Origin of the sequence: Rhizobium anhuiense, assembly GCF_003985145.1 — a bacterium.
GTDB lineage: Bacteria > Pseudomonadota > Alphaproteobacteria > Rhizobiales > Rhizobiaceae > Rhizobium > Rhizobium anhuiense.
The window spans coordinates 245,439-263,449 of the sequence record NZ_ML133527.1; the positions used below are offsets into that span (position 1 = coordinate 245,439).

General features: G+C 61.3%; 18 protein-coding genes. 8 read left to right on the top strand and 10 right to left on the bottom strand.

The window, feature by feature from the left end; translation table 11 throughout:
• Position 1 precedes the first annotated feature (1 nt).
• The 3 genes from EEQ99_RS19605 to EEQ99_RS19615 all read right to left on the bottom strand — a co-directional run bounded on the left by EEQ99_RS19605 (position 2) and on the right by EEQ99_RS19615 (position 3,262).
• Positions 2 to 946 carry a carbohydrate ABC transporter permease gene (locus EEQ99_RS19605; RefSeq protein ID WP_047611637.1) on the bottom strand — a complete coding sequence of 315 codons (945 nt, stop codon included), beginning with the start codon at positions 944 to 946 and terminating at the stop codon, positions 2 to 4.
• A complete protein-coding gene (locus EEQ99_RS19610; protein ID WP_097543698.1) occupies positions 939 to 1,844 on the bottom strand; it encodes a carbohydrate ABC transporter permease in 906 nt (301 codons plus the stop codon). The genes EEQ99_RS19605 and EEQ99_RS19610 overlap by 8 nt, the downstream gene beginning before the upstream one ends.
• 182 nt (positions 1,845 to 2,026) lie before the next feature.
• Positions 2,027 to 3,262 (bottom strand): ABC transporter substrate-binding protein, encoded by a 1,236-nt coding sequence (locus EEQ99_RS19615; RefSeq protein WP_063475053.1) that lies wholly within the window; start codon positions 3,260 to 3,262, stop codon positions 2,027 to 2,029.
• A gap of 453 nt (positions 3,263 to 3,715) precedes the next feature.
• On the opposite strand from EEQ99_RS19615, the gene EEQ99_RS19620 reads away from it, so the two are divergent.
• A complete protein-coding gene (locus EEQ99_RS19620) occupies positions 3,716 to 4,759 on the top strand; it encodes a LacI family transcriptional regulator (RefSeq protein ID WP_127430945.1) in 1,044 nt (347 codons plus the stop codon).
• A gap of 96 nt (positions 4,760 to 4,855) precedes the next feature.
• Here EEQ99_RS19620 and EEQ99_RS19625 read toward each other — a convergent pair whose 3' ends face one another.
• Positions 4,856 to 5,746, bottom strand: a complete 891-nt coding sequence (locus EEQ99_RS19625) for a LysR family transcriptional regulator (protein WP_127430946.1) — start codon at positions 5,744 to 5,746, stop codon at positions 4,856 to 4,858.
• Between the two features lie 175 nt (positions 5,747 to 5,921).
• Between EEQ99_RS19625 and EEQ99_RS19630 the strand changes: the two genes are divergently transcribed.
• The 3 genes from EEQ99_RS19630 to EEQ99_RS19640 are packed head-to-tail and all read left to right on the top strand — an operon-like array spanning position 5,922 to position 8,208.
• The gene (locus EEQ99_RS19630) at positions 5,922 to 6,536 is read left to right on the top strand and encodes a C39 family peptidase (protein ID WP_063475056.1); all 615 of its coding nucleotides are present in this window, start codon (positions 5,922 to 5,924) and stop codon (positions 6,534 to 6,536) included.
• 33 nt (positions 6,537 to 6,569) lie between these two features.
• Entirely contained in the window at positions 6,570 to 7,646 is a 1,077-nt protein-coding gene (locus EEQ99_RS19635; RefSeq protein WP_097543701.1) for a D-alanine--D-alanine ligase family protein, read from the top strand.
• A gap of 28 nt (positions 7,647 to 7,674) precedes the next feature.
• Positions 7,675 to 8,208: an AAA family ATPase gene (locus EEQ99_RS19640; protein ID WP_127430947.1), complete on the top strand. Its 534-nt coding sequence runs from the start codon at positions 7,675 to 7,677 to the stop codon at positions 8,206 to 8,208.
• On the opposite strand, the gene EEQ99_RS19645 is transcribed toward EEQ99_RS19640, so the two are convergent.
• From EEQ99_RS19645 to EEQ99_RS19670, 6 genes are all read right to left on the bottom strand, one after another.
• The gene (locus tag EEQ99_RS19645) at positions 8,180 to 8,869 is read right to left on the bottom strand and encodes a class I SAM-dependent methyltransferase (protein ID WP_373289103.1); all 690 of its coding nucleotides are present in this window, start codon (positions 8,867 to 8,869) and stop codon (positions 8,180 to 8,182) included. The genes EEQ99_RS19640 and EEQ99_RS19645 overlap by 29 nt on opposite strands.
• 100 nt (positions 8,870 to 8,969) lie before the next feature.
• On the bottom strand, positions 8,970 to 9,479 hold the full coding sequence (locus tag EEQ99_RS19650; protein WP_047610252.1) for a GNAT family N-acetyltransferase: 510 nt from the start codon (positions 9,477 to 9,479) through the stop codon (positions 8,970 to 8,972).
• A gap of 56 nt (positions 9,480 to 9,535) precedes the next feature.
• The gene (locus EEQ99_RS19655) at positions 9,536 to 10,030 is read right to left on the bottom strand and encodes a GNAT family N-acetyltransferase (protein WP_063475060.1); all 495 of its coding nucleotides are present in this window, start codon (positions 10,028 to 10,030) and stop codon (positions 9,536 to 9,538) included.
• 688 nt (positions 10,031 to 10,718) lie between these two features.
• A complete protein-coding gene (gene dctA / locus EEQ99_RS19660; RefSeq protein WP_063475206.1) occupies positions 10,719 to 12,038 on the bottom strand; it encodes a C4-dicarboxylate transporter DctA in 1,320 nt (439 codons plus the stop codon).
• 55 nt (positions 12,039 to 12,093) lie between these two features.
• Complete coding sequence (locus EEQ99_RS19665; protein WP_127430948.1) at positions 12,094 to 13,149, bottom strand: 4-oxalomesaconate tautomerase; 1,056 nt, start codon at positions 13,147 to 13,149, stop codon at positions 12,094 to 12,096.
• The gene (locus tag EEQ99_RS19670) at positions 13,142 to 13,813 is read right to left on the bottom strand and encodes a 4-carboxy-4-hydroxy-2-oxoadipate aldolase/oxaloacetate decarboxylase (RefSeq protein ID WP_063475062.1); all 672 of its coding nucleotides are present in this window, start codon (positions 13,811 to 13,813) and stop codon (positions 13,142 to 13,144) included. The genes EEQ99_RS19665 and EEQ99_RS19670 overlap by 8 nt, the downstream gene beginning before the upstream one ends.
• A 111-nt stretch (positions 13,814 to 13,924) precedes the next feature.
• Here EEQ99_RS19670 and EEQ99_RS19675 point away from each other — a divergent pair, with 111 nt between their 5' ends.
• From EEQ99_RS19675 to EEQ99_RS19690, 4 genes are read left to right on the top strand one after another with little or no spacing between them, the layout of a single operon-like run.
• The gene (locus EEQ99_RS19675) at positions 13,925 to 15,169 is read left to right on the top strand and encodes a LysR family transcriptional regulator (protein ID WP_244604826.1); all 1,245 of its coding nucleotides are present in this window, start codon (positions 13,925 to 13,927) and stop codon (positions 15,167 to 15,169) included.
• Positions 15,170 to 15,197: 28 nt separating this feature from the next.
• Positions 15,198 to 16,088 (top strand): NAD(P)-dependent oxidoreductase, encoded by an 891-nt coding sequence (locus tag EEQ99_RS19680; RefSeq protein WP_063475064.1) that lies wholly within the window; start codon positions 15,198 to 15,200, stop codon positions 16,086 to 16,088.
• The gene (locus EEQ99_RS19685) at positions 16,085 to 17,107 is read left to right on the top strand and encodes an amidohydrolase family protein (protein WP_127430949.1); all 1,023 of its coding nucleotides are present in this window, start codon (positions 16,085 to 16,087) and stop codon (positions 17,105 to 17,107) included. The genes EEQ99_RS19680 and EEQ99_RS19685 overlap by 4 nt, the downstream gene beginning before the upstream one ends.
• Complete coding sequence (locus EEQ99_RS19690; protein WP_127430950.1) at positions 17,107 to 17,994, top strand: amidohydrolase family protein; 888 nt, start codon at positions 17,107 to 17,109, stop codon at positions 17,992 to 17,994. Before EEQ99_RS19685 ends, EEQ99_RS19690 begins: the two co-directional genes overlap by 1 nt.
• Positions 17,995 to 18,011 lie beyond the last annotated feature (17 nt).

Below are 18,011 nucleotides of genomic sequence, written 5' to 3' on the forward strand. Positions count from 1 at the left end.
ATCAACCCTTCACTGCGCCAGCGGCGATGCCGCGGACGAAAAGCCGTCCCGACACGAAGTAGACGATGAGCGGCACGAGACCCGTGAGAATCGTTGCCGCCATGTTGACGTTGTATTCCTTCACGCCCTGGACGGAATTGACGATGTTGTTGAGCTGCACGGTCATCGGATAAGTATCCGGACGGGTGAAGACCACGCCGAACAGGAAGTCGTTCCAGATGCCGGTCACCTGCAGGATCATCGCGACGACGAAGATCGGCAGCGACATCGGCAGCATGATCTTCAGGAAGATTTGCCAGAAACCGGCCCCGTCGACGCGCGCCGCCTTGAACAGCTCCTCCGGCAGCGACACGAAGTAGTTTCGGAAGAGCAGCGTCAAAATCGGCATGCCGAAAATCGAATGCACGATGACGAGGCCGCTCAGCGTGCCGTAAATGCCGATTTCGCGTAGGATAATGACGATCGGATAGATCATCACCTGATAGGGAATAAATGCCCCGATGATGAGGATCGAAAAGAAGAGCTCGGATCCCCGGAAGCGCCAGTTGGCCAGCGCATAGCCATTCACCGAGGCAATCGCGATCGAGATGATGACCGACGGCACCGTGATGCGCACCGAATTCCAGAAGCCGCGCGACAGGCCATCGCAGTTGAGCCCGGTGCAGGCCTGCGCCCAGGCCTTCACCCAGGGCTCGAAGGTGATCTCCATCGGCGGCGAGAAGATGTTGCCGAGACGGATTTCCGGCATGCCCTTCAGCGACGTCACGACCATCACATAGAGCGGCAGCAGATAATAAAGTGCTGCGACGATCAGCGTACCGTAGAGCATGATGTTGCGCGCCGACAGCGCCGGGCGCGGCCTCGGGCCGCTGGGGCCGTCGCCAAGCTTCGGGGCAACGGCGTCGATGCCGGCAGCAACGGTGTTGAGAGCTTCTATATTAGCCACGCTTGCGCCCTCCACCAAATTCCAGATAGGCCCACGGAACGATGATGATCGCGACAGTGACGAGCATCATGGTCGAGGCGGCAAAGCCCTGCCCCAGGTTCTGCGCCTGGAACATGTAGTCGTAGACATATTTCGCCGGCACTTCCGAAGAAATACCCGGTCCGCCCGACGTCTGAGCGACCACAAGGTCGTAGACCTTGACGATGCCGGAGGCGATGATGACGATCGTCGTGATGAACACCGGCCGCATCATCGGGATGACGATGAAGAGATAGGTCTTCCACATCGGAATACCGTCCACGCGCGCCGCTTTCCAGATGTCCTCGTCGATCCCACGCAGGCCGGCAAGCATCAGGCACATGACGAGACCCGTTCCCTGCCACAGCGCCGCGATCAGAATGCCGTAGATGACGATTTCAGGCGTATAGAGCGGATTGAAGGTGAAACTCGTCCAGCCGACCGAGCGCACCACCGCCTGAATGCCGAAATCGGGATTCAGAACCCATTGCCAGACGAGGCCCGTCACGATGAAGGACAGCGCAAAGGGATAGAGGAAGATGGTGCGGAAGGTGTTTTCGAAACGGATCTTCTGGTCCATCAGTGCGGCGAGCATGAAACCGATGACCAGGCTGAAGATCAGCGAGAGGATGCCATAGACAGCCAGATTCTGGATCGCCGTCACCCAGCGGGGTGCCGCCCAGAGGCGCTCGTACTGATCGATGCCGACAAAGCTCAACCGCGGAAGGAGTTTGGAATTGGTGAAGGAATAAAACACCGTCCAGAACGTGCCGCCGACAAAGATCACCAGCGCTGTCAGGATCATCGGGATGGACGCAATCTTTGCATTCAGATTGCGCAGTAACTTGTTTGGCCGGCCTGCTTTCGCTTGACCCGTCATGAACACTTCTCCTCAAATCGCGACTGCGACCCGTGACAGAACAGCAAAGCGCCACCTGTCGTCCCCACCTCCGAAACCTGCTGAAGATACCGGAGAAACCTCGCTGCGGACCGGACCATCACCGATCGCCCGGAACGATCCGGCTCACCAAGAGCCGGATCGCAAGGCAGCGAATCTGCTGATCAGTCAGCAGAAGCGATGATCCCGGCGAAACGCTTCTGAGCGTCTTCCGGCGTCATCGATGGGTTGGCGAAGAATTCGGAGAAGAGATCTTCCTTCTGCTTCTGGCTGTCTGCCGAAAGCAGCTGGTCGGTGCCTTGGATCACGTTGCCCTTGGCCAGAATGTCGAGACCCTTCTTCATGCAGTCGTTGGCGGCGGCGAGATCGACGTCGCCGCGAACCGGCAGCGAGCCCTTCTTCAGGTTGAAGGCAACCTGGGTCTTGGGATCGAGCAGGGTCTTGGCAAGCACAGCCTGAGCCTTGGACTTTTCCTCATCCTTCAGCAGCGGGAAGTAGAAGGCGTCGCCACCGGTCGAGATGATCTCGTTCACGCCGAGGCCCGGCAGGCAGGTATAGTCGGTACCGGCCTTCTGACCGGCGAGCGCGAATTCACCCTGCGCCCAGTCACCCATGATCTGGCCCCCGGCCTTGCCGGTGATGACGAGGTTGGTCGCCTGGTTCCAGTCCTGGACGTTGCTGCCTTTGGCCATGCGCCGTGCATCGTCGGCTGCCTTGAACACCTTGGCGATTTCAGGACCGGCGGCAACTTCCGCATCCTTGTCCTTGAAGACCTTGTTGAAGGTATCCTTGCCCGCGACCGCAACCATCAGCACGTCGAAGGCGCCAGTCGCCTGCCACGGCTGACCGCCGACGGCGAGCGGAATGATGCCGGCCTTTTCGAGCGCCGGAGCGGCGGCAACGAACTCGTCCCAGTTCTTCGGAACTTCGACGCCGGCCTTCTTGAAGGCGGCGTTCGAAAGCCACAACCACTGCCAGGAATGGATGTTGACCGGAGCGCAGTAGATCTTGCCGTCGATGGTGCAGGAATCGAGCAGGCTCGACGGACGAACGATGTCCTTCCAGTGCTCGGCGGTCGCCACGTCGGTCAGATCGCGCATCAGACCGGCCTGAACGAGTTCCTCGGCCTGGCGGCCATGGTTGAACTGGGTGGCGCCCATCGGGTCGCCGCCGGTGATGCGGCTGATCATGATCGGACGGGCCGTGCCGCCGGAACCGGCGATAGCGCCGTCGACCCAGTGGTTGCCGGTCGCGTCGAATGCCTTGGCCAGTTCGGCGACGGCAGCGGATTCACCGCCCGAAGTCCACCAATGGGTGACTTCGAGATCGGTGGCGTTGGCGGCGCCGAACGGAAGCGCGACCGAAGCGGCAAGCAGGCTTGCCATAATACGGATTTTCATGAGTTCTCCTCCCTCACTGAAACGTTGCCGGAAAAACTTAGATCAATCGATTTCTCCACGCAACTGTCCGCCTGCAAATTTTTCCGCGAACATCCAAATTGCTACTTCTGCCTGTTTTCCACCGAACCGATGCATTCCATGGATCGATATGTAGCAAAGCTTTCTCGCATGTGCGTCATTGATTTATATCATTGATAGAAAACATTAAATTTTATAACACATTCTCGCCTCTCGCATTACCTCCTTCGCAACTGCAGAAAAACAAGCCACAAACCATCGATTCAACCTATGGCTATAATGCTGCTGCGCACACAAGAAAAAGCACTCGACATTTCTACTGTATCGTTACAGATTGCATTCCTTAGGGAGGCGCGATTTTGGCAGGCGGCGGGCTTACGGCGCTGGAAAAAGCCTCTATAAGCGACACCAATTCGCGCGAGGCAGGCCTAAGGGATGGAAAACAAGGGAAATTTCGGGCAAACGGCATCGACGCCGGCAGCGCGTGAGCGCCCGACATTGAAGACGATCGCCTTCATGACCGGCCTTGGCGTGACCACGGTGTCGCGCGCGCTGAAAGATGCGCCTGACATTGGGGCGGAAACCAAGGAGCGGGTGCGCATGGTCGCCCGCCAGCTGGGCTACCAGCCGAACAGGGCGGGTGTGCGCCTGCGCACCGGCAAGACCAACGTCATCGCCCTTGTCCTCAGCATCGACGAGGAGATCATGGGCTTCTCGAGCCAGATGGTCTTCGGCATCTCCGAGGTACTGTCCGGAACGCCCTATCATATCGTCATCACGCCGCATTCCCATAGCAAGGACCCGATGCTGCCGGTGCGCTATATCCTCGATACCGGCTCGGCCGACGGGGTCATCATCTCGCGCATCGAGCCGGACGATCCGCGCGTCAGGCTGCTAAGCGAACGCGGCATGCCCTTTGCCACGCATGGGCGCACCGATGCGGGTCTCACGCACCCTTTCCACGATTTCGACAACGAGGCCTTCGCCCATCAGGCGGTGCAAAAGCTCGTCAAGCGCGGCCGGCGCCGCATCGCCCTGCTGCAGCCGCCGAGCAAGCTCACCTACTATGCCCATATCCGCATCGGCTTCCAGACCGGCCTGCACGATTACGGCGCCGAGGAAGTGCCGCTGCGCATCAACACCGACGCCCCGCTCGCCGACATCCGCGACGTCGTCGAAGTGATGATGCGCTCGGCCAATGCGCCGGACGGCATCGTCTGTTCGGCCGGCAGTGCAGCCATCGCCGTCAATGCCGGCATTGAAGCCGCTGGCAAGGCGCTCGGCCGCGACCTCGATATGGTCTCCAAGCAATCGGTGCCGATCCTCAATTGGATCCGCCCCGAGATCATCACCGCCCAGGAAGACGTGCGCCAAGCCGGCCGCGAAATGGCCAAAGCCGTCATCGCCCGCATCGACGGCGTCGAACCGGAGCTGCTGCAGAGCATCAGTCAGCCGACCTGGCCGGAGAGCGGGAGATAGGGGGCAGCGGATGGAGCGCGGCATCGTCCGACACTCGGCATCCTTGTACGCGTAAGCCAAAGGCCGGCGCCTCGAAAGACACCCCGCGACGCGGCGTCACGCGACGGCCGTCACCAACGCATCAAGCACCGCTGCAATCTTCGGATTGCGCCCCTCGCCGTGCCGCGTGATCGCATAGATGTTGCGGTAGACGGCTGGCGACAGTGGCTTCACGACCAGCGATCCACCGAAATCCCGAAGCGCCAGTCCAGGCATCACCGAAATCGAACAGCCGGCCTCGACAAGCGCGAAGACCACTTCGAAGCTGTCGCTGAAGCCGTTGATAACAGGCTCGAAACCGATATCGCGGCAGGCCTGGCGGATGGCCATGGAATAGGCGCTGGAGGCGACGTCGAGCGCCCAATGTTCATCCCTCAACTGTCCCAGTTCGATGACGGGCTCGCTCTCCAGCCTGTGGCCGGCGGGCAGCAGCACGAAGAGCTGATCGCGGCACAGGAACAGCGTATCGAACGGGCCTTGCAAGGTATGGGGATCGAAGGATATGTCGTCGGCAACGACGATATCGGCCTGCCAGGATCTGAGTGCTGCAACCCCGTCGGCAGGTCCCATCGTCGTCATGACCATGCCAAGATGCGGGTGATCGTTTGCCAGTTGGCGCATCGCAGCCGGGATGAAGGAGGACGCCGCCGAGGGTTGAGCGGCGATCCTGAGATCCCCCGCGACGATATTCTGCAGCTCGGCAATATCGGTCTTGGCCTCCTCGACAACGGCGAATATCCGGTCGGCATGCACAACCAGCCGCCGGCCGGCCGGTGTCAGCGTCACCCCTCGCCCACGCCGCTCGACCAGCGCAATTCCGACTTCATCCTCCAACTGGGCGATCTGCTGGGAAACGGCCGAGGACGAAATGCCGAGCGCATCGGCAACCGCGGCCATCGTCTCACGGCGTGAGAGCTCGCGAAGCGTGCGCAATCGGAAAAAATCCAAATCCGGCTCCCTTCAATCGTATCAATCAGCCATATTTTCTAATCTATATACTTATTTTAATTAAGTAGACCTGCAGAAAAACGCATCCTACCCTCGGATTCGGAGGCGGGCATCGGCTCGAAAAAGCCAAGATTGCCAGCCATCTCATGAGGTGAATCACGGGGATATCGACAGGATGCAGCAGAGTGGCGTGCCCTATTTCAGCCAATGGGAAACACCCGGCATGACGCTGCCGGTGCTTGCCGAGGGACCACAGGCCCTGCTCGGCGACCCGCTCTGGCATCAATCGGGGGCCGCGACGATCGAGGAATATGCGCGCTGGGCAGTCAATGTCTGCGGCATGGCCTGCCTGAAGATGATTCTTGCCGCGCGCGGCGAGATCCACCCGACCCTCGAGCTTGCTCGCGCCTGCACTCGCCACGGCGGTTATGTCGTCGACGAGATCGATGCCTCGATCAAGGGGCTGATCTACGCGCCCTTCGTTCGATTCGTCGCCGAACACTTCGGGCTTGGCGCGGAGACGGTGACCGGCGTCGAGACATCGGCCCTTCCGGAGCTTCTGTCGAAGCGGCGCTTTTTCATCGCATCGGTGAACTCGGGCATCCGCTGGCCGGAACGCGAGCCACCGTCGAAGGGCGGGCATCTGGTGCTGGTAACGGCCGCCTCGCAAGAGGTAATCCGCTTCCACAACCCGTCCGGCCACGACGCGGCGAGCCAGGCTGATGTCACGCTGCCGCCTGCCGTCTTCGATCGCTTCTTCGCCAAGCGCGGCATTTCGGTCAGCGCCTGACCTTTTCAACACCAGATCGTTTCGGAGGCTTTCATGACCCCTTCCCCAAACCGGCTGCGCATTGCCGTGCTCTTCGGCGGCCGCTCGGCCGAGCACGAGGTCTCCGTGCTCTCGGCAACCAATGTCATGGGAGCGCTCAAGCCCGAGAAATACGACGCCGTGCCCATCTTCATCACCCGCGATGGACAATGGCTGCTGAGCAGTTTTGAGGGCGACACGCTGGCGACACCTTCGTCAGGAACGGAAATCTGCCTCGTGCCGGGCGGACGGGGCCGGATGCTGGCAATGCCGGCCCATGGCGCGCCGCATGAGTTGGCAAGGATCGATATCCTGTTTCCGGTGCTGCACGGCCCGCATGGCGAAGACGGCTCAGTCCAGGGCGTAGCGGAGGTGGCCCGCGTTCCGCTTGTCGGCTGCGGCATCCTCGGCTCCGCCGCGGCGCTCGACAAGGACATCGCCAAACGTCTGCTGAGAGCCGCGGGCCTGCCGGTGGCGCGCGCGGTGACGATCCATGAGGGCGCAGCACCATCGCTGGCAGCCCTCGAAGGCGAGCTCGGCCTGCCGCTCTTCATCAAGCCGGCGCGGCAAGGATCGTCGGTCGGCGTCGCCAAGGTTCATGCCAGCCAGGAATTCGCGCCCGCCCTTGCCGAAGGCTTCCGTCATGATCGTACGCTGCTTGCCGAAGAATTCGTGCGCGGCCGCGAGATCGAATTCAGCGTGCTGGAGGATACGGCAGGAGAACTCTTCGTCTCACGGCCGGGAGAGATCGTGCCGGCGGAAAGCCACGGCTTCTACAGTTATGATGCCAAATATATCGACGAGAAGGGCGCGGCGCTGAAAGTCCCGGCCGAGCTGCCGCAAGAGGTCGAGGCGGCCATGCGCGACGTGGCCGCCCGAGCCTTCCGGGCCGTCGGCTGCGACGGCATGGCCCGCGTCGACTTCTTCCTGACTGATGACATGCGGTTCCTCGTCAATGAAATCAACACCATCCCCGGTTTCACTGATATCAGCATGTATTCCAAGGCGATGGCGGCAAGCGGCGTCGGCTATGCCGAGATCATCGACCGGCTGGTGGATCATGGACTGGCGCGCGCCGGCCGGGCCGCCTGATACAGCAATCTGAGACTGGAGCTTGAGCGTGAACAGGTCGGTCCTGATTTCGGGCTGTTCCGGCGGCGGAAAATCGACGCTGCTTGCGGAACTTGCCGCTCGCGGCCATGCCGTCGTCGAAGAGCCCGGCCGGCGGATCGTGAAGCAGGAGCTAGAAGGCGGCGGTGCGGCCCTGCCATGGGTCGACATGGTGGCCTTCGCCCACCGCGCCATCGCAATGGCGATCGCCGACCACACGGCGGCGCAGGAGCAGGCCGGCTGGACGTTTTTCGACCGTGGGCTGCTCGATGCGGCGGCAGCGCTTCAGCATCTGACCGGAGACCCGGTCCTGGAAAAATTGAGTGCCGTACACCGCTACCACGAGACGGTTTTTCTGACGCCGCCATGGCCGGAAATTTACACGACCGACCCCGAGCGGCGCCACGGCTTCCATGAGGCGGTCGCCGAATATGACCGGCTTGCCGCGATCTATCCGGCACTCGGCTATGCGGTCGTCATACTGCCGAAAATCGCGGTCGCCCACCGAGCGGATTTCATCCTTGAATGCCTCTCGCAGCAGTAGAAGAGGTCGTCGGGTGTCTCTCGGCCGCCTTCTCGGAGAGCCCTGAGCGCCTGCGAAAGACGCACCACTGGAACGACTGCCGGCCACCAGCGGGTGTTGCGTGCTCCTCGCGCCACTCGCGCTGAAGCGCAAACGCGGACGAGAATTCGGTCGCAAGCGCTTCCGCGTCGTAACGCTGGACCGGCAGGCCGCTGCATCGTTCGGGCCCGTCCGGCGCAAAGGTCGCTATGATCACGATACTGTCCGGCGCCGTCCCGGTTTCGAGCGCGCGTCGATAGGCCAGCCGCTGCTCGGGCTCGCTCAGGAAGTGAAAGACGGCGCGGTCATGCCACACATCGTAATGGCGGTCGGGTTGCCATGCCGTAACGTCGGCAACCACCCAGGCGATCCGGGCGGCTTTATCCTGCAGCCGCACCTTGGCGACCTCGAGCGCCGGGGCGGCGATGTCGAGAACGGTGAGATCAGACCAGCCGCGCTCAATAAGACGGTCGACAAGATTTGATGCGCCGCCGCCCACATCGATCAGCGAGGCCGTGACCGGCAGTTGCAGCTCGTCAAGCGCCTGCAAGGAAGGCCCGGGCGTCGACTGATACCAGCTGACACTGTCGGCAGATTTCGTGCGGTAGACCTCGTCCCAGTGTTCCCGTTTCGCGCTTGTCATCCGATATCCCCATCTCTTGCGGAGCCCGACATCCTAACTGATCGACATGTAGGGACTGAGACGTCGGCAACCAGTCGCAGTGCGCCTCAGTGTTCTCCGTTCAGGGCGCCAAGTGACGATAGACCAGATCCTTAGGGTCATCTCGGGGTGCTGTGAGATCGAGGCGCGCGCCCAGCCGCTCCGCAACGGCAGCGGAAGCAGCATTGCCGGGAGCGATATAACTGACGAGCGACAGTAGCTTGAGTGCCGCAAAGGCCCAGTCGCGCAGCGCCGAGGCTGCTTCGGTGGCATAGCCCTTGCCCTCATATTCCTCATAGACGAACCAGCCGAGTTCCTTCTCGGGAAAGAGCGGTCCGTGATTGATCCCCACCTGACCGATGCATTCGCCGGTTTCGCCAAGCTCGATCATCAGCGCTCCATGCCCGAAAAGCTGCCACAGGGCGACGTCGTGACAGAACATCCCCCAGGCCGCCCGCAGACCGAACGGCCCGCCCATTCCAACCGATCGCGGCGACGCCATCAGCTGCGCATAGGCGGCGAAATCGTCGATCTCGGGCATGCGGAGCCTAAGACGCTCGGTTCGAATGGTCAGCGCGCCCGTTTCGGACATGTCATCGCCTTCTCTGTCAGATTGGCTTTGGAGTTTTGGCCGTTGAACGGACTATTCTAGCCTTCAAATGCCGGGGCGAATTGCAACGTACCGCCTGGCGGGGATCCGCGAAAAACAATTCGCTGCACGAGCCGCGTATCGAGGTCGAGATATTTCAGTTGCCCATCGCTGCTGAAACCGACACGGCTATAGATGTCGGGATTGCCGATCAACGCGCATCCGCTGGCACCCATCGCGTTCAGCAGTTCGAGCCCCTTGGTAATCAGCGCCATGCCGATGCCCTGCCGTTGCCGCTCCGGCTTCACCGATATCGGCCCGAGACCGAACCAACCGCCATGCGCGCCGTCAATCGTCACCGGTGAAAAGGCGACATGCCCTAGAATCTCGCCACCCTCTTCGACGACCAACGATATCGTCAAATCGCCCGCCGCGCGAAGTCTCCGGATGATCTCTGCTTCCGTACCGTTGCTGTATGGCATCGGCTTGAATGCGGTCGAGGTCAGATCGTGGATCGCGTCGAAATCATCAGGCGCTTCGTATCGGATCAGCATCTCTGTCATTTTCCCCCAGCGCTATTCAAGGTTGGCATCGATTAAACACCACTCCGCGACATCGATGGCATTATTCTTCGTAGAGGCGCAACTCCTGCCCTGGGTCGACATGGCGGCCTTCGTTAGTGGCGAAAGTATCCATTCCTTCATGACAAAAACCGCGCTCAGTTGCGCCGAGGTCGGCGGCAGGTGTGGTACCGGACGCCAGCATTGAAGTCTCGGAGAAGCCAAGACTGCGATGCCCCCGAGAAAAGTGGCTGCCGCCGAGACCTGTGCGACGGCAGCCGAGGTGCCCCGGGAGGAGGCTGGGAGTTCGAAATCTCGTCTTCAACATTCGCATGTTATGGTTTCAAGTCGGATCGCCGTCGGTATGGCACTGAGGCCGAGGGGTTCCTCCTCGAATTCCGTTGTCACGTCGGCGGTTGTGGAATTGCAGCACGCCTACTCTTTCCGGTGCTGCTAGCTGTACACGAGAGCCGAAAGCCTCAATAGCGGATGACTCTCATTTGCTGCACCGCGCTTGCTGCGACGTCGAATGGACGAACACTTTAAAATGGAGCTTTGAAACGCCGGTCGCGAGATTCGCGTAAACCGTGAAAATTCATGAGGGCGTTCCCTACGGATGAATTCTCACGATCTCTCGAAACGCAGTCGGCCGTGCGTCTCCTTATATCACCCTGTTGATGGCTCAAGCCACCACGATACCCTGCTCGGCGCGGACGCGTGCATTGCCAATCGTCTCAGCCAGCATCTTCTCGTCGAGCTGGCCTTCCCACTTTGCGACCACGACGGTGGCAAGCGCATTACCGATCAGATTAACAAAAGTCAGTCCCTCGGCGAGGATGCGGTGAATTCCGAGGATCAGCGCGATGCTGGCGACCGGGATGGTTCCGGTGGTATTCAGGGTTGCCGCCAGCACAACGAACGCCGCTCCGGCGATGCCCGCCGCTCCCTTCGAGGTGAGCAGCAGCACCGCGATCAGGCCGAGTTCATGCCAGAAGGTCAGATGTGTGTTCGTCGCCTGTGCCAGAAAGACCGCAACGGTGGTCAGATAGAGGCATGTGCCGTCGAGATTGAACGAATAGCCGGCCGGGATGACGAAGCCCACCACGCTTTCCTCACAGCCGGCCTTGCGCATCTTCTGGATGAGGCGCGGCAGCACCGTTTCAGTCGACGTGGTCGCAGCGACGATCACGATTTCATCCCAGAGATAGCCTAGCAGCCGCCACAGACTGACACCGCACCAATGGGCGACGCTGCCGAGGACGATTGTTGTGAACAATGCGCAGACGACGAAGAACTCGATGATCAACTCGCCCAGCGACCAGAGCGAGGCGGTGCCGAACTGACCGACGGTAAAGGCAATTGCGCCGAAGGCGCCGAGCGGCGCGAAGTACATGATATAGCCAATGATCTTGAAGAACCCTTGCGAGGCGCTTTCGATCACCTGGAACACTGGGCGTCCGCGCTCTCCGATGGCGGCGACGGCGATACCGAACAGGACAGAGATAAAGAGCACCTGCAAAACGTGTCCTTCCGTCAGTGCACTGGCGAAGGTGTCCGGGATGATGTCGAGGAAATAGCCGGAAATGGACTGGTCGTGCGCAGTCGCAAGATAGGTCTTGATCGATGCGGTATCGATTGCGGCAGCGTCGATGTTCATGCCCTCGCCCGGACGCCACAGATCGACTGCGATCAGTCCGAAGATCAGCGCCAAGATCGTGATCGCCTCGAAATAGATGAGGGATTTCAGCGCGACACGCCCGACGCTCTTCATGTCGTTCATGCCGGCGATACCATGCACAACGGTGACGAAGATGATCGGCCCGATCATCATGCGGATCATTTTGATGAAGGCATCGCCGAACGGTTTCATTGCCACCGCTGCGGCGGGTGCGAAGTGTCCAAGCAGAATGCCGATCAAGGTTCCTGCCAGCACTTGAAACCATAGCTGGCCCAAGATGCCGAACCGACTTGCTGGTCTTTTCGTCTCTCCTGAATACGTCATCGTCTTGCTCACTCCCAAAAAACGTCACGCTTCCAATGACCTGTTGCCCGGCTGCTCAGCCAAACAAAGTGCCGTCGAACAGTTTCCGGGCAGTACGCAGCATGCCCGCTCCTTTGATCACGCCCTGACCGTTCATCTCGATGACGCAGCCGGTCATGCCGGTCGGATGCTCGACTTCGAGCATCTTGGATTCTCCGTCGGGGATCGCGGCCAACACCTGTGCCGGCGAGCCGTTTATAAGGCAGGCAGTGGCGACGCTGACCGCGCCAAGCACGCCGATGGACGCATGGCAGCGATGCGGAATGAAGGAGCGGACACTGATCGCTCCACCGGTCCTCGGGGCGGCGAGCAGCATCATCTTGGGCACTGATTGTTCGGCGACATCGCCCAGGTTCATCAACGGCCCGGCCTTGAGACGGATCGCCTCGATCCGCGCTTTCAGTTCGGCATTGGCATCAAGCGTCGCCCGATCCTCATAGCCGGTGATCCCGACATCGCTGGCCCGCAAGATCACACAGGGCATGCCGTTGTCGATCAGTGTCGTCTCGACACCTTCGATCACGTCCACCGGGTTGCCCGTGGGAAGCAGAGCGCCGCAGCTCGACCCGGCGATGTCTGCAAAGGCGAGCGGGATTGGAGCCGCCGTTCCCGGAACACCGTCGATCCGCGTGTCGCCCTCGTAGGTAACCTCACCGCCCGGCGTCGACACCGTCGCGATGGCCATCTTGCCGGTATTGACCATGAAGATCGCGACCGGGGTCTCGCCGTTCTTCGCCGCGACCAGCCCGCGCTCGATCGCAAACGGACCGACGCCGGCCAGCATGTTGCCGCAGTTCTGCGCATCGCTGACGATTGCCTGATCGACGAAGACCTGCAGAAACAGATAATCGACGTCCACGCCCTCCCGTGAGGAGCGGGAGACCACAGCGACCTTGGAAGCCAGCGGATCGGCGCCGCCCATGCCGTCGATCTGGCGTGGATCGGGAGAGCCGAAGGCACGCAGCAAGAAGGTATCCCGCTTGGCGATGTCGGCGGGAAGGTCATCGGCAAGGAAGAAACCGCCCTTTGACGTTCCGCCCCGCATCCACATGGCGCGCACGGCTTTAGACATAACGCAGCCCCTTGTCCGTCAGGCGCTCGCGCATGGCGTAAATATCAAGACCGAGTTCACCCTTTGCCAGCCGTTCGCGCTTCTCGGCTTCCTTGGCTTCGCGCGCCTGCGACTGTTCGAGGACGTCTGCGGCATCAGCGCGGCGGACGACGCAGACGCCGTCATCGTCGGCAATAATGACATCGCCAGCCTGGACCAATTCTCCAGCACAGACAATCGGCACGTTGACAGATCCGAGTGTCTCCTTGACGGTTCCCTGTGCAGAGATTGCCTTTGACCAGACCGGGAATCCCATGGCGGTGAGATCGCGCACGTCGCGCACGCCGGCATCAATGATCAGGCCGCGGCACCCTCGGGCCATCGCCGATGTGGCGAGCAGATCACCGAAATAACCGTCCTCGCAGGGTGAGGTAGGGGCGACCACCAGGATATCGCCATCTTTCAATTGTTCAATGGCAACGTGCATCATCCAATTGTCTCCGGGCGGCACGGAGACGGTGACCGCGGAACCGGCGATACGGGCACCGGCGTAGATCGGCCGCAAGCGGCTGCCTAGCAATCCAATGCGTCCTTGCGCCTCGTGGACCGTGGCAACACCGGCCTTTGCCAAGCCGTCAATGACGGCGGTATCGGCGCGATCGATTTGCGTGATAACTGCGGGCATGTTTGATCCTCAATCCATATTCTATTGCATCTATGGAAGGGGAATTTTGGCCGGCAAAGCAAACTGGATTTGCGCACGCCCCATAAGCTATGCTGAAGTGTGGCCATGATTATGCACAGAGAACTCAACCTGCGGCACCTCGAAGCCGTTGCCGTTGCCGGACGACTGGGAAGCATCAGCAGCGCGTCCCAGGTTATGAACCTGTCGCAACCGGCGCTAACCCAGGCCGTCGCCAAAGTGGAGGCCCAACTTGGCCATCTGCTGTTCGACCGCCAACCAAGCGGTGTGATTGCCACCGAGGCGGGGCGATTGATAACAGCCCGCATTGAACGCGCGCTTGCCTACGTGGCGCGCGGCGGGCAAAGCGTGCGACGTGGCGCCCGCTTGCCGCCGCTACCCCATATCGAACGGCGCATCACCTTTGGACAGTTGCGGGCGCTGATCGCGGTCGACAAGGCGGGCAGTTTTGCACTTGCCTCCAAACGAACAGGCCTCTCGGAACCCGCTTTGCACCGGGCGAGCCGCGATCTGGAGCAGTTGCTGGGCGTGCCGCTTCTCACCCGCCAGGGACGTACCGTTCAGCCGACCCCGGCGGCCGTTCTGTTGCTGCGTTTCGCGCACTTGGCACAATCGGAGCTGAATTCCGGCTTCGACGAACTGGATGCACTTCGGTCAGAAGGCGCCGGACGTGTCACCGTCGGCACCATGCCACTGGCGCGTGCAATCCTGCTGCCACAGACATTGGCCCGATTTGCCCGCACCTATCCGGTGGCATCGGTCAACGTCATCGAAGGCCCCTATACGGAATTGCTGGCGAGACTGCGTGAAGGCGAGATGGATCTCCTAATCGGGGCAATGCGCGACCCACCGCCGGTAAAGGATATCGCTCAGGAGCCCTTGTTCATCGATGACCCGGTGATCGTCGGTCGTGCGGGCCATCCCCTGCTGACGGAGCCGGGATTTCCCTTCTCACGGCTATTGGATTTTCCGTGGGTCATTGCCACGACGGGCGCCCCGGTGCGCCATAGGTGGGAAGAAATGTTCACGGATCAGGGGCTGGAGCCGCCCCGGCTGCGGATCGAATGCGGTTCTGTTCTGGTGGTCCGCGGACTGATGCTGGAGGACGACTGGCTGACGCTGATGTCGCGCGACCAGTTCCTGTTCGAGCGACGGGCTGGGCTGCTCCACGAGATCGCTGGCACAGGGCCGTCATTGCGTCGCCAAATCGGCCTTACGACACGCGATGACTGGCGCCCGACGCAGCTTCAGACGGCTTTCATGGACACTTTCCGCGCCGTGTGTGCGGACTGGACTTCAGGAAAAGCAATGGAGCGTCAACCGTTCCGATATGCCTGATCGGCCTATTGTCCATTAGAACGGGGGCATGAACAAACACCAGACAGTCGCATTCATCGGTTTCGGCGAGGCCGCACAGGCCTTCTGCGAAGGTTGGGGCGACACACCATCTTTTGGCTTGCGCGCTTACGACATCAAGACGGATGACGTGTCTTCCGCTGGTGCCAAGCGCGACGATTACCGCCGCTTCGGTGTGGTGGGTTGCGAAGCCACCAGCGCCGCCGTTGACGGAGCGGATGCAGTCATCAGCGTTGTGACCGCCGATCAGGCGCTTGCTGCCGCAAGGGACGTGGCAAGGTGGATTTCGCCCGGCACGTTCTTCTTTGATTGCAACAGCGTCGCACCGGCCACCAAGCAGGCTGCAGCAGATGTAATTTCGACGGCCGGTGGACGCTATGTGGATGTCGCGGTCATGGCACCTGTCCGCCCGGCATTGCTCGCCGTCCCCTTGCTGCTATCCGGTCCGTTTGCCGAAGAGGGCGAGAGGTTGCTCGCAGCGCTCGGCTTTAAGGGGCGGGTTATCGATGGCGGGGTCGGCGTAGCGAGCGCAATCAAGATGATCCGCTCCATCATGATCAAGGGGATCGAGGCTTTGACCGCCGAGTGCCTGCTGTCGGCACGCGCAGCAGGCGTCGAAGAGGAGGTTCTCGCGTCACTCGATGCCAGCTTCCCCGGCTGGCCCTGGCGTACCCGCGCCGACTACAATCTCGACCGCATGCTTGTGCACGGACTTCGCCGCGCTGCCGAAATGCGCGAGTCCGCCGTTACAGCTGCCGATTTAGGCCTGGCGGGAACGATGGCGAGCGCCACCGCGGACTGGCAGCAACGGCTCGGCGCCCTTCATCTTTCCCCTCTGCCGGATGGCTTCACCGCCAAGGCCGACGCCATCCTTGCTGCCACAGGAACCTCGAAGCCATGATTATCGACTGCCACAGCCATTATACCACCGCTCCCGCGCCCCATGGCGAATGGCGAGCGCGCCAGGAGGCTGCCATCAAATCGGGAGGCGATATCGATCCTGCCTATCCGGACATTTCCGACGACGAGATCCGTGAGACGATCGAGGCGAACCAGTTGCGCCTGCTGCGTGAGCGCGGCGCCGATATGACCATCTTCTCGCCTCGCGCCTCGGCCATGGCGCCGCATATCGGCGGCGAGGCGGTGGCGAAGGTCTGGGCGCGCCGCTCGAATGACTTGATCAAACGCGTGGTCGATCTTTATCCAGAGAGCTTTGCCGGCGTCTGCCAGCTACCACAAACGCCGGGCATCTCGATTGCCACCGCCATCGACGAACTGGAGCGCTGCGTGAGCGAGCTCGGCTTCATCGGCTGCAATCTCAATCCCGATCCCTCCGGCGGCAAGTTCGATTCGCCGCCGCTGACGGACCGGGCCTGGTACCCCTTCTTCGAGAAGATGGTGGAACTCGATGTTCCGGCGATGATCCACGTTTCGGGCAGTTGCAATTGCGCGATGCACGCGACCGGTGCCTACTACATTGCCGCCGACACCATCGCCTTCATGCAATTCATCGAGGGCGACCTGTTCCGCGACTTTCCGACACTGCGTTTCATCATCCCGCATGGCGGCGGTGCAGTCCCCTATCACTGGGGTCGTTATCGCGGCCTCTCCGACATGCTGAAACGCCCTCCCCTCAGCGAGCATGTGATGAAGAACGTCTATTTCGATACCTGCGTCTACCACCAGCCCGGCATCGACCTGTTGTTTGAGGTGATCGACGTGGAGAATATCCTGTTCGGTTCGGAAATGGTCGGTGCCGTGCGCGGGATCGATCCGCAGACCGGCCACTATTTCGACGACACCAAGCGCTATGTCGATGCGCTGCAGATTCCGGACGAAGACAAGCGAAAAGTCTTCGAGCTCAACGCCCGCCGCGTCTATCCGCGTCTCGATGCACAGCTCAACGCAAGGGGGCTGTAATGGCCGATTTCCGGATGGATGCCGACTGGCTCTGCTACGATCCCGCGCCCAGCAAGCCGACCTATGCACCGCCTCCGGGCGCTGTGGACGCCCATTGCCACGTCTTCGGCCCCGGTGATGTCTTTCCCTATGCATCCGAGCGGAAATACACGCCGTGCGATGTCGGCAAGGAGCAATTGTTCGCGCTGCGCGACTTTCTCGGCTTCGAACGCAATGTCATCGTCCAGGCGACCTGTCACGGCGCTGACAACCGCGCACTGGTCGATGCGCTGCGGGCGGCCGGCGATCGTGCCCGCGGCATCGCGACAGTGCGCGATACGGTGACGGACGAGGAACTCACGGACCTGCATGACGCCGGCGTGCGTGGCGTCCGCTTCAACTTCGTGCGCCGCCTCGTCGATCCCAAGCCCGACGCCTATTACCGCACGATCATCGAGCGCATCGCGCCGCTCGGCTGGCAGGTGGTGATCTACTTCGAAGCGGCCGATCTGGAGGAGCGTTGGGATTTCTTCACCTCGCTGCCGACAACCGTGGTGGTCGATCATATGGGCCGGCCCGACGTTGCGAAACCGGTCGACGGTCCGGAGTTCGGTAGGTTTATCCGGCTCATGACCGAGCACGAGAATGTGGTCAGCAAGGTGAGTTGCCCGGAACGGCTATCGCGATCGGGTCCGCCGAACTACGACGATGTCATCCCCTTCGCGCGCACACTGGTCGAGCGCTTCCCCGATCGCGTTCTGTGGGGCACCGACTGGCCGCACCCCAACATGACGAACCATATGCCTGACGACGGAGCACTGGTGGACATCATTCCACGCATCGCGCCGACCGAAGAGCTTCGGCAAAAGCTGCTCGTGGACAATCCGATGCGGCTCTACTGGCGATAGCCGGACATCGTGGATCG

Bases quoted from the DNA above. Each gene is read 5' to 3' on its own strand.
- EEQ99_RS19685 (WP_127430949.1), top strand. From the start codon at position 16,085: ATGATTATCGACTGCCACAGCCATTATACCACCGCTCCCGCGCCCCAT.
- EEQ99_RS19620 (WP_127430945.1), top strand. From the start codon at position 3,716: ATGGAAAACAAGGGAAATTTCGGGCAAACGGCATCGACGCCGGCAGCG.
- EEQ99_RS19615 (WP_063475053.1), bottom strand. From the start codon at position 3,262: ATGAAAATCCGTATTATGGCAAGCCTGCTTGCCGCTTCGGTCGCGCTT.
- EEQ99_RS19665 (WP_127430948.1), bottom strand. From the start codon at position 13,149: ATGTCTAAAGCCGTGCGCGCCATGTGGATGCGGGGCGGAACGTCAAAG.
- EEQ99_RS19655 (WP_063475060.1), bottom strand. From the start codon at position 10,030: ATGCTGATCCGATACGAAGCGCCTGATGATTTCGACGCGATCCACGAT.
- dctA (WP_063475206.1), bottom strand. From the start codon at position 12,038: ATGACGTATTCAGGAGAGACGAAAAGACCAGCAAGTCGGTTCGGCATC.
- EEQ99_RS19675 (WP_244604826.1), top strand. From the start codon at position 13,925: ATGCACAGAGAACTCAACCTGCGGCACCTCGAAGCCGTTGCCGTTGCC.
- EEQ99_RS19630 (WP_063475056.1), top strand. From the start codon at position 5,922: ATGCAGCAGAGTGGCGTGCCCTATTTCAGCCAATGGGAAACACCCGGC.
- EEQ99_RS19645 (WP_373289103.1), bottom strand. From the start codon at position 8,869: ATGACAAGCGCGAAACGGGAACACTGGGACGAGGTCTACCGCACGAAA.
- EEQ99_RS19650 (WP_047610252.1), bottom strand. From the start codon at position 9,479: ATGTCCGAAACGGGCGCGCTGACCATTCGAACCGAGCGTCTTAGGCTC.
- EEQ99_RS19670 (WP_063475062.1), bottom strand. From the start codon at position 13,813: ATGCCCGCAGTTATCACGCAAATCGATCGCGCCGATACCGCCGTCATT.
- EEQ99_RS19690 (WP_127430950.1), top strand. From the start codon at position 17,107: ATGGCCGATTTCCGGATGGATGCCGACTGGCTCTGCTACGATCCCGCG.
- EEQ99_RS19680 (WP_063475064.1), top strand. From the start codon at position 15,198: ATGAACAAACACCAGACAGTCGCATTCATCGGTTTCGGCGAGGCCGCA.
- EEQ99_RS19610 (WP_097543698.1), bottom strand. From the start codon at position 1,844: ATGACGGGTCAAGCGAAAGCAGGCCGGCCAAACAAGTTACTGCGCAAT.
- EEQ99_RS19635 (WP_097543701.1), top strand. From the start codon at position 6,570: ATGACCCCTTCCCCAAACCGGCTGCGCATTGCCGTGCTCTTCGGCGGC.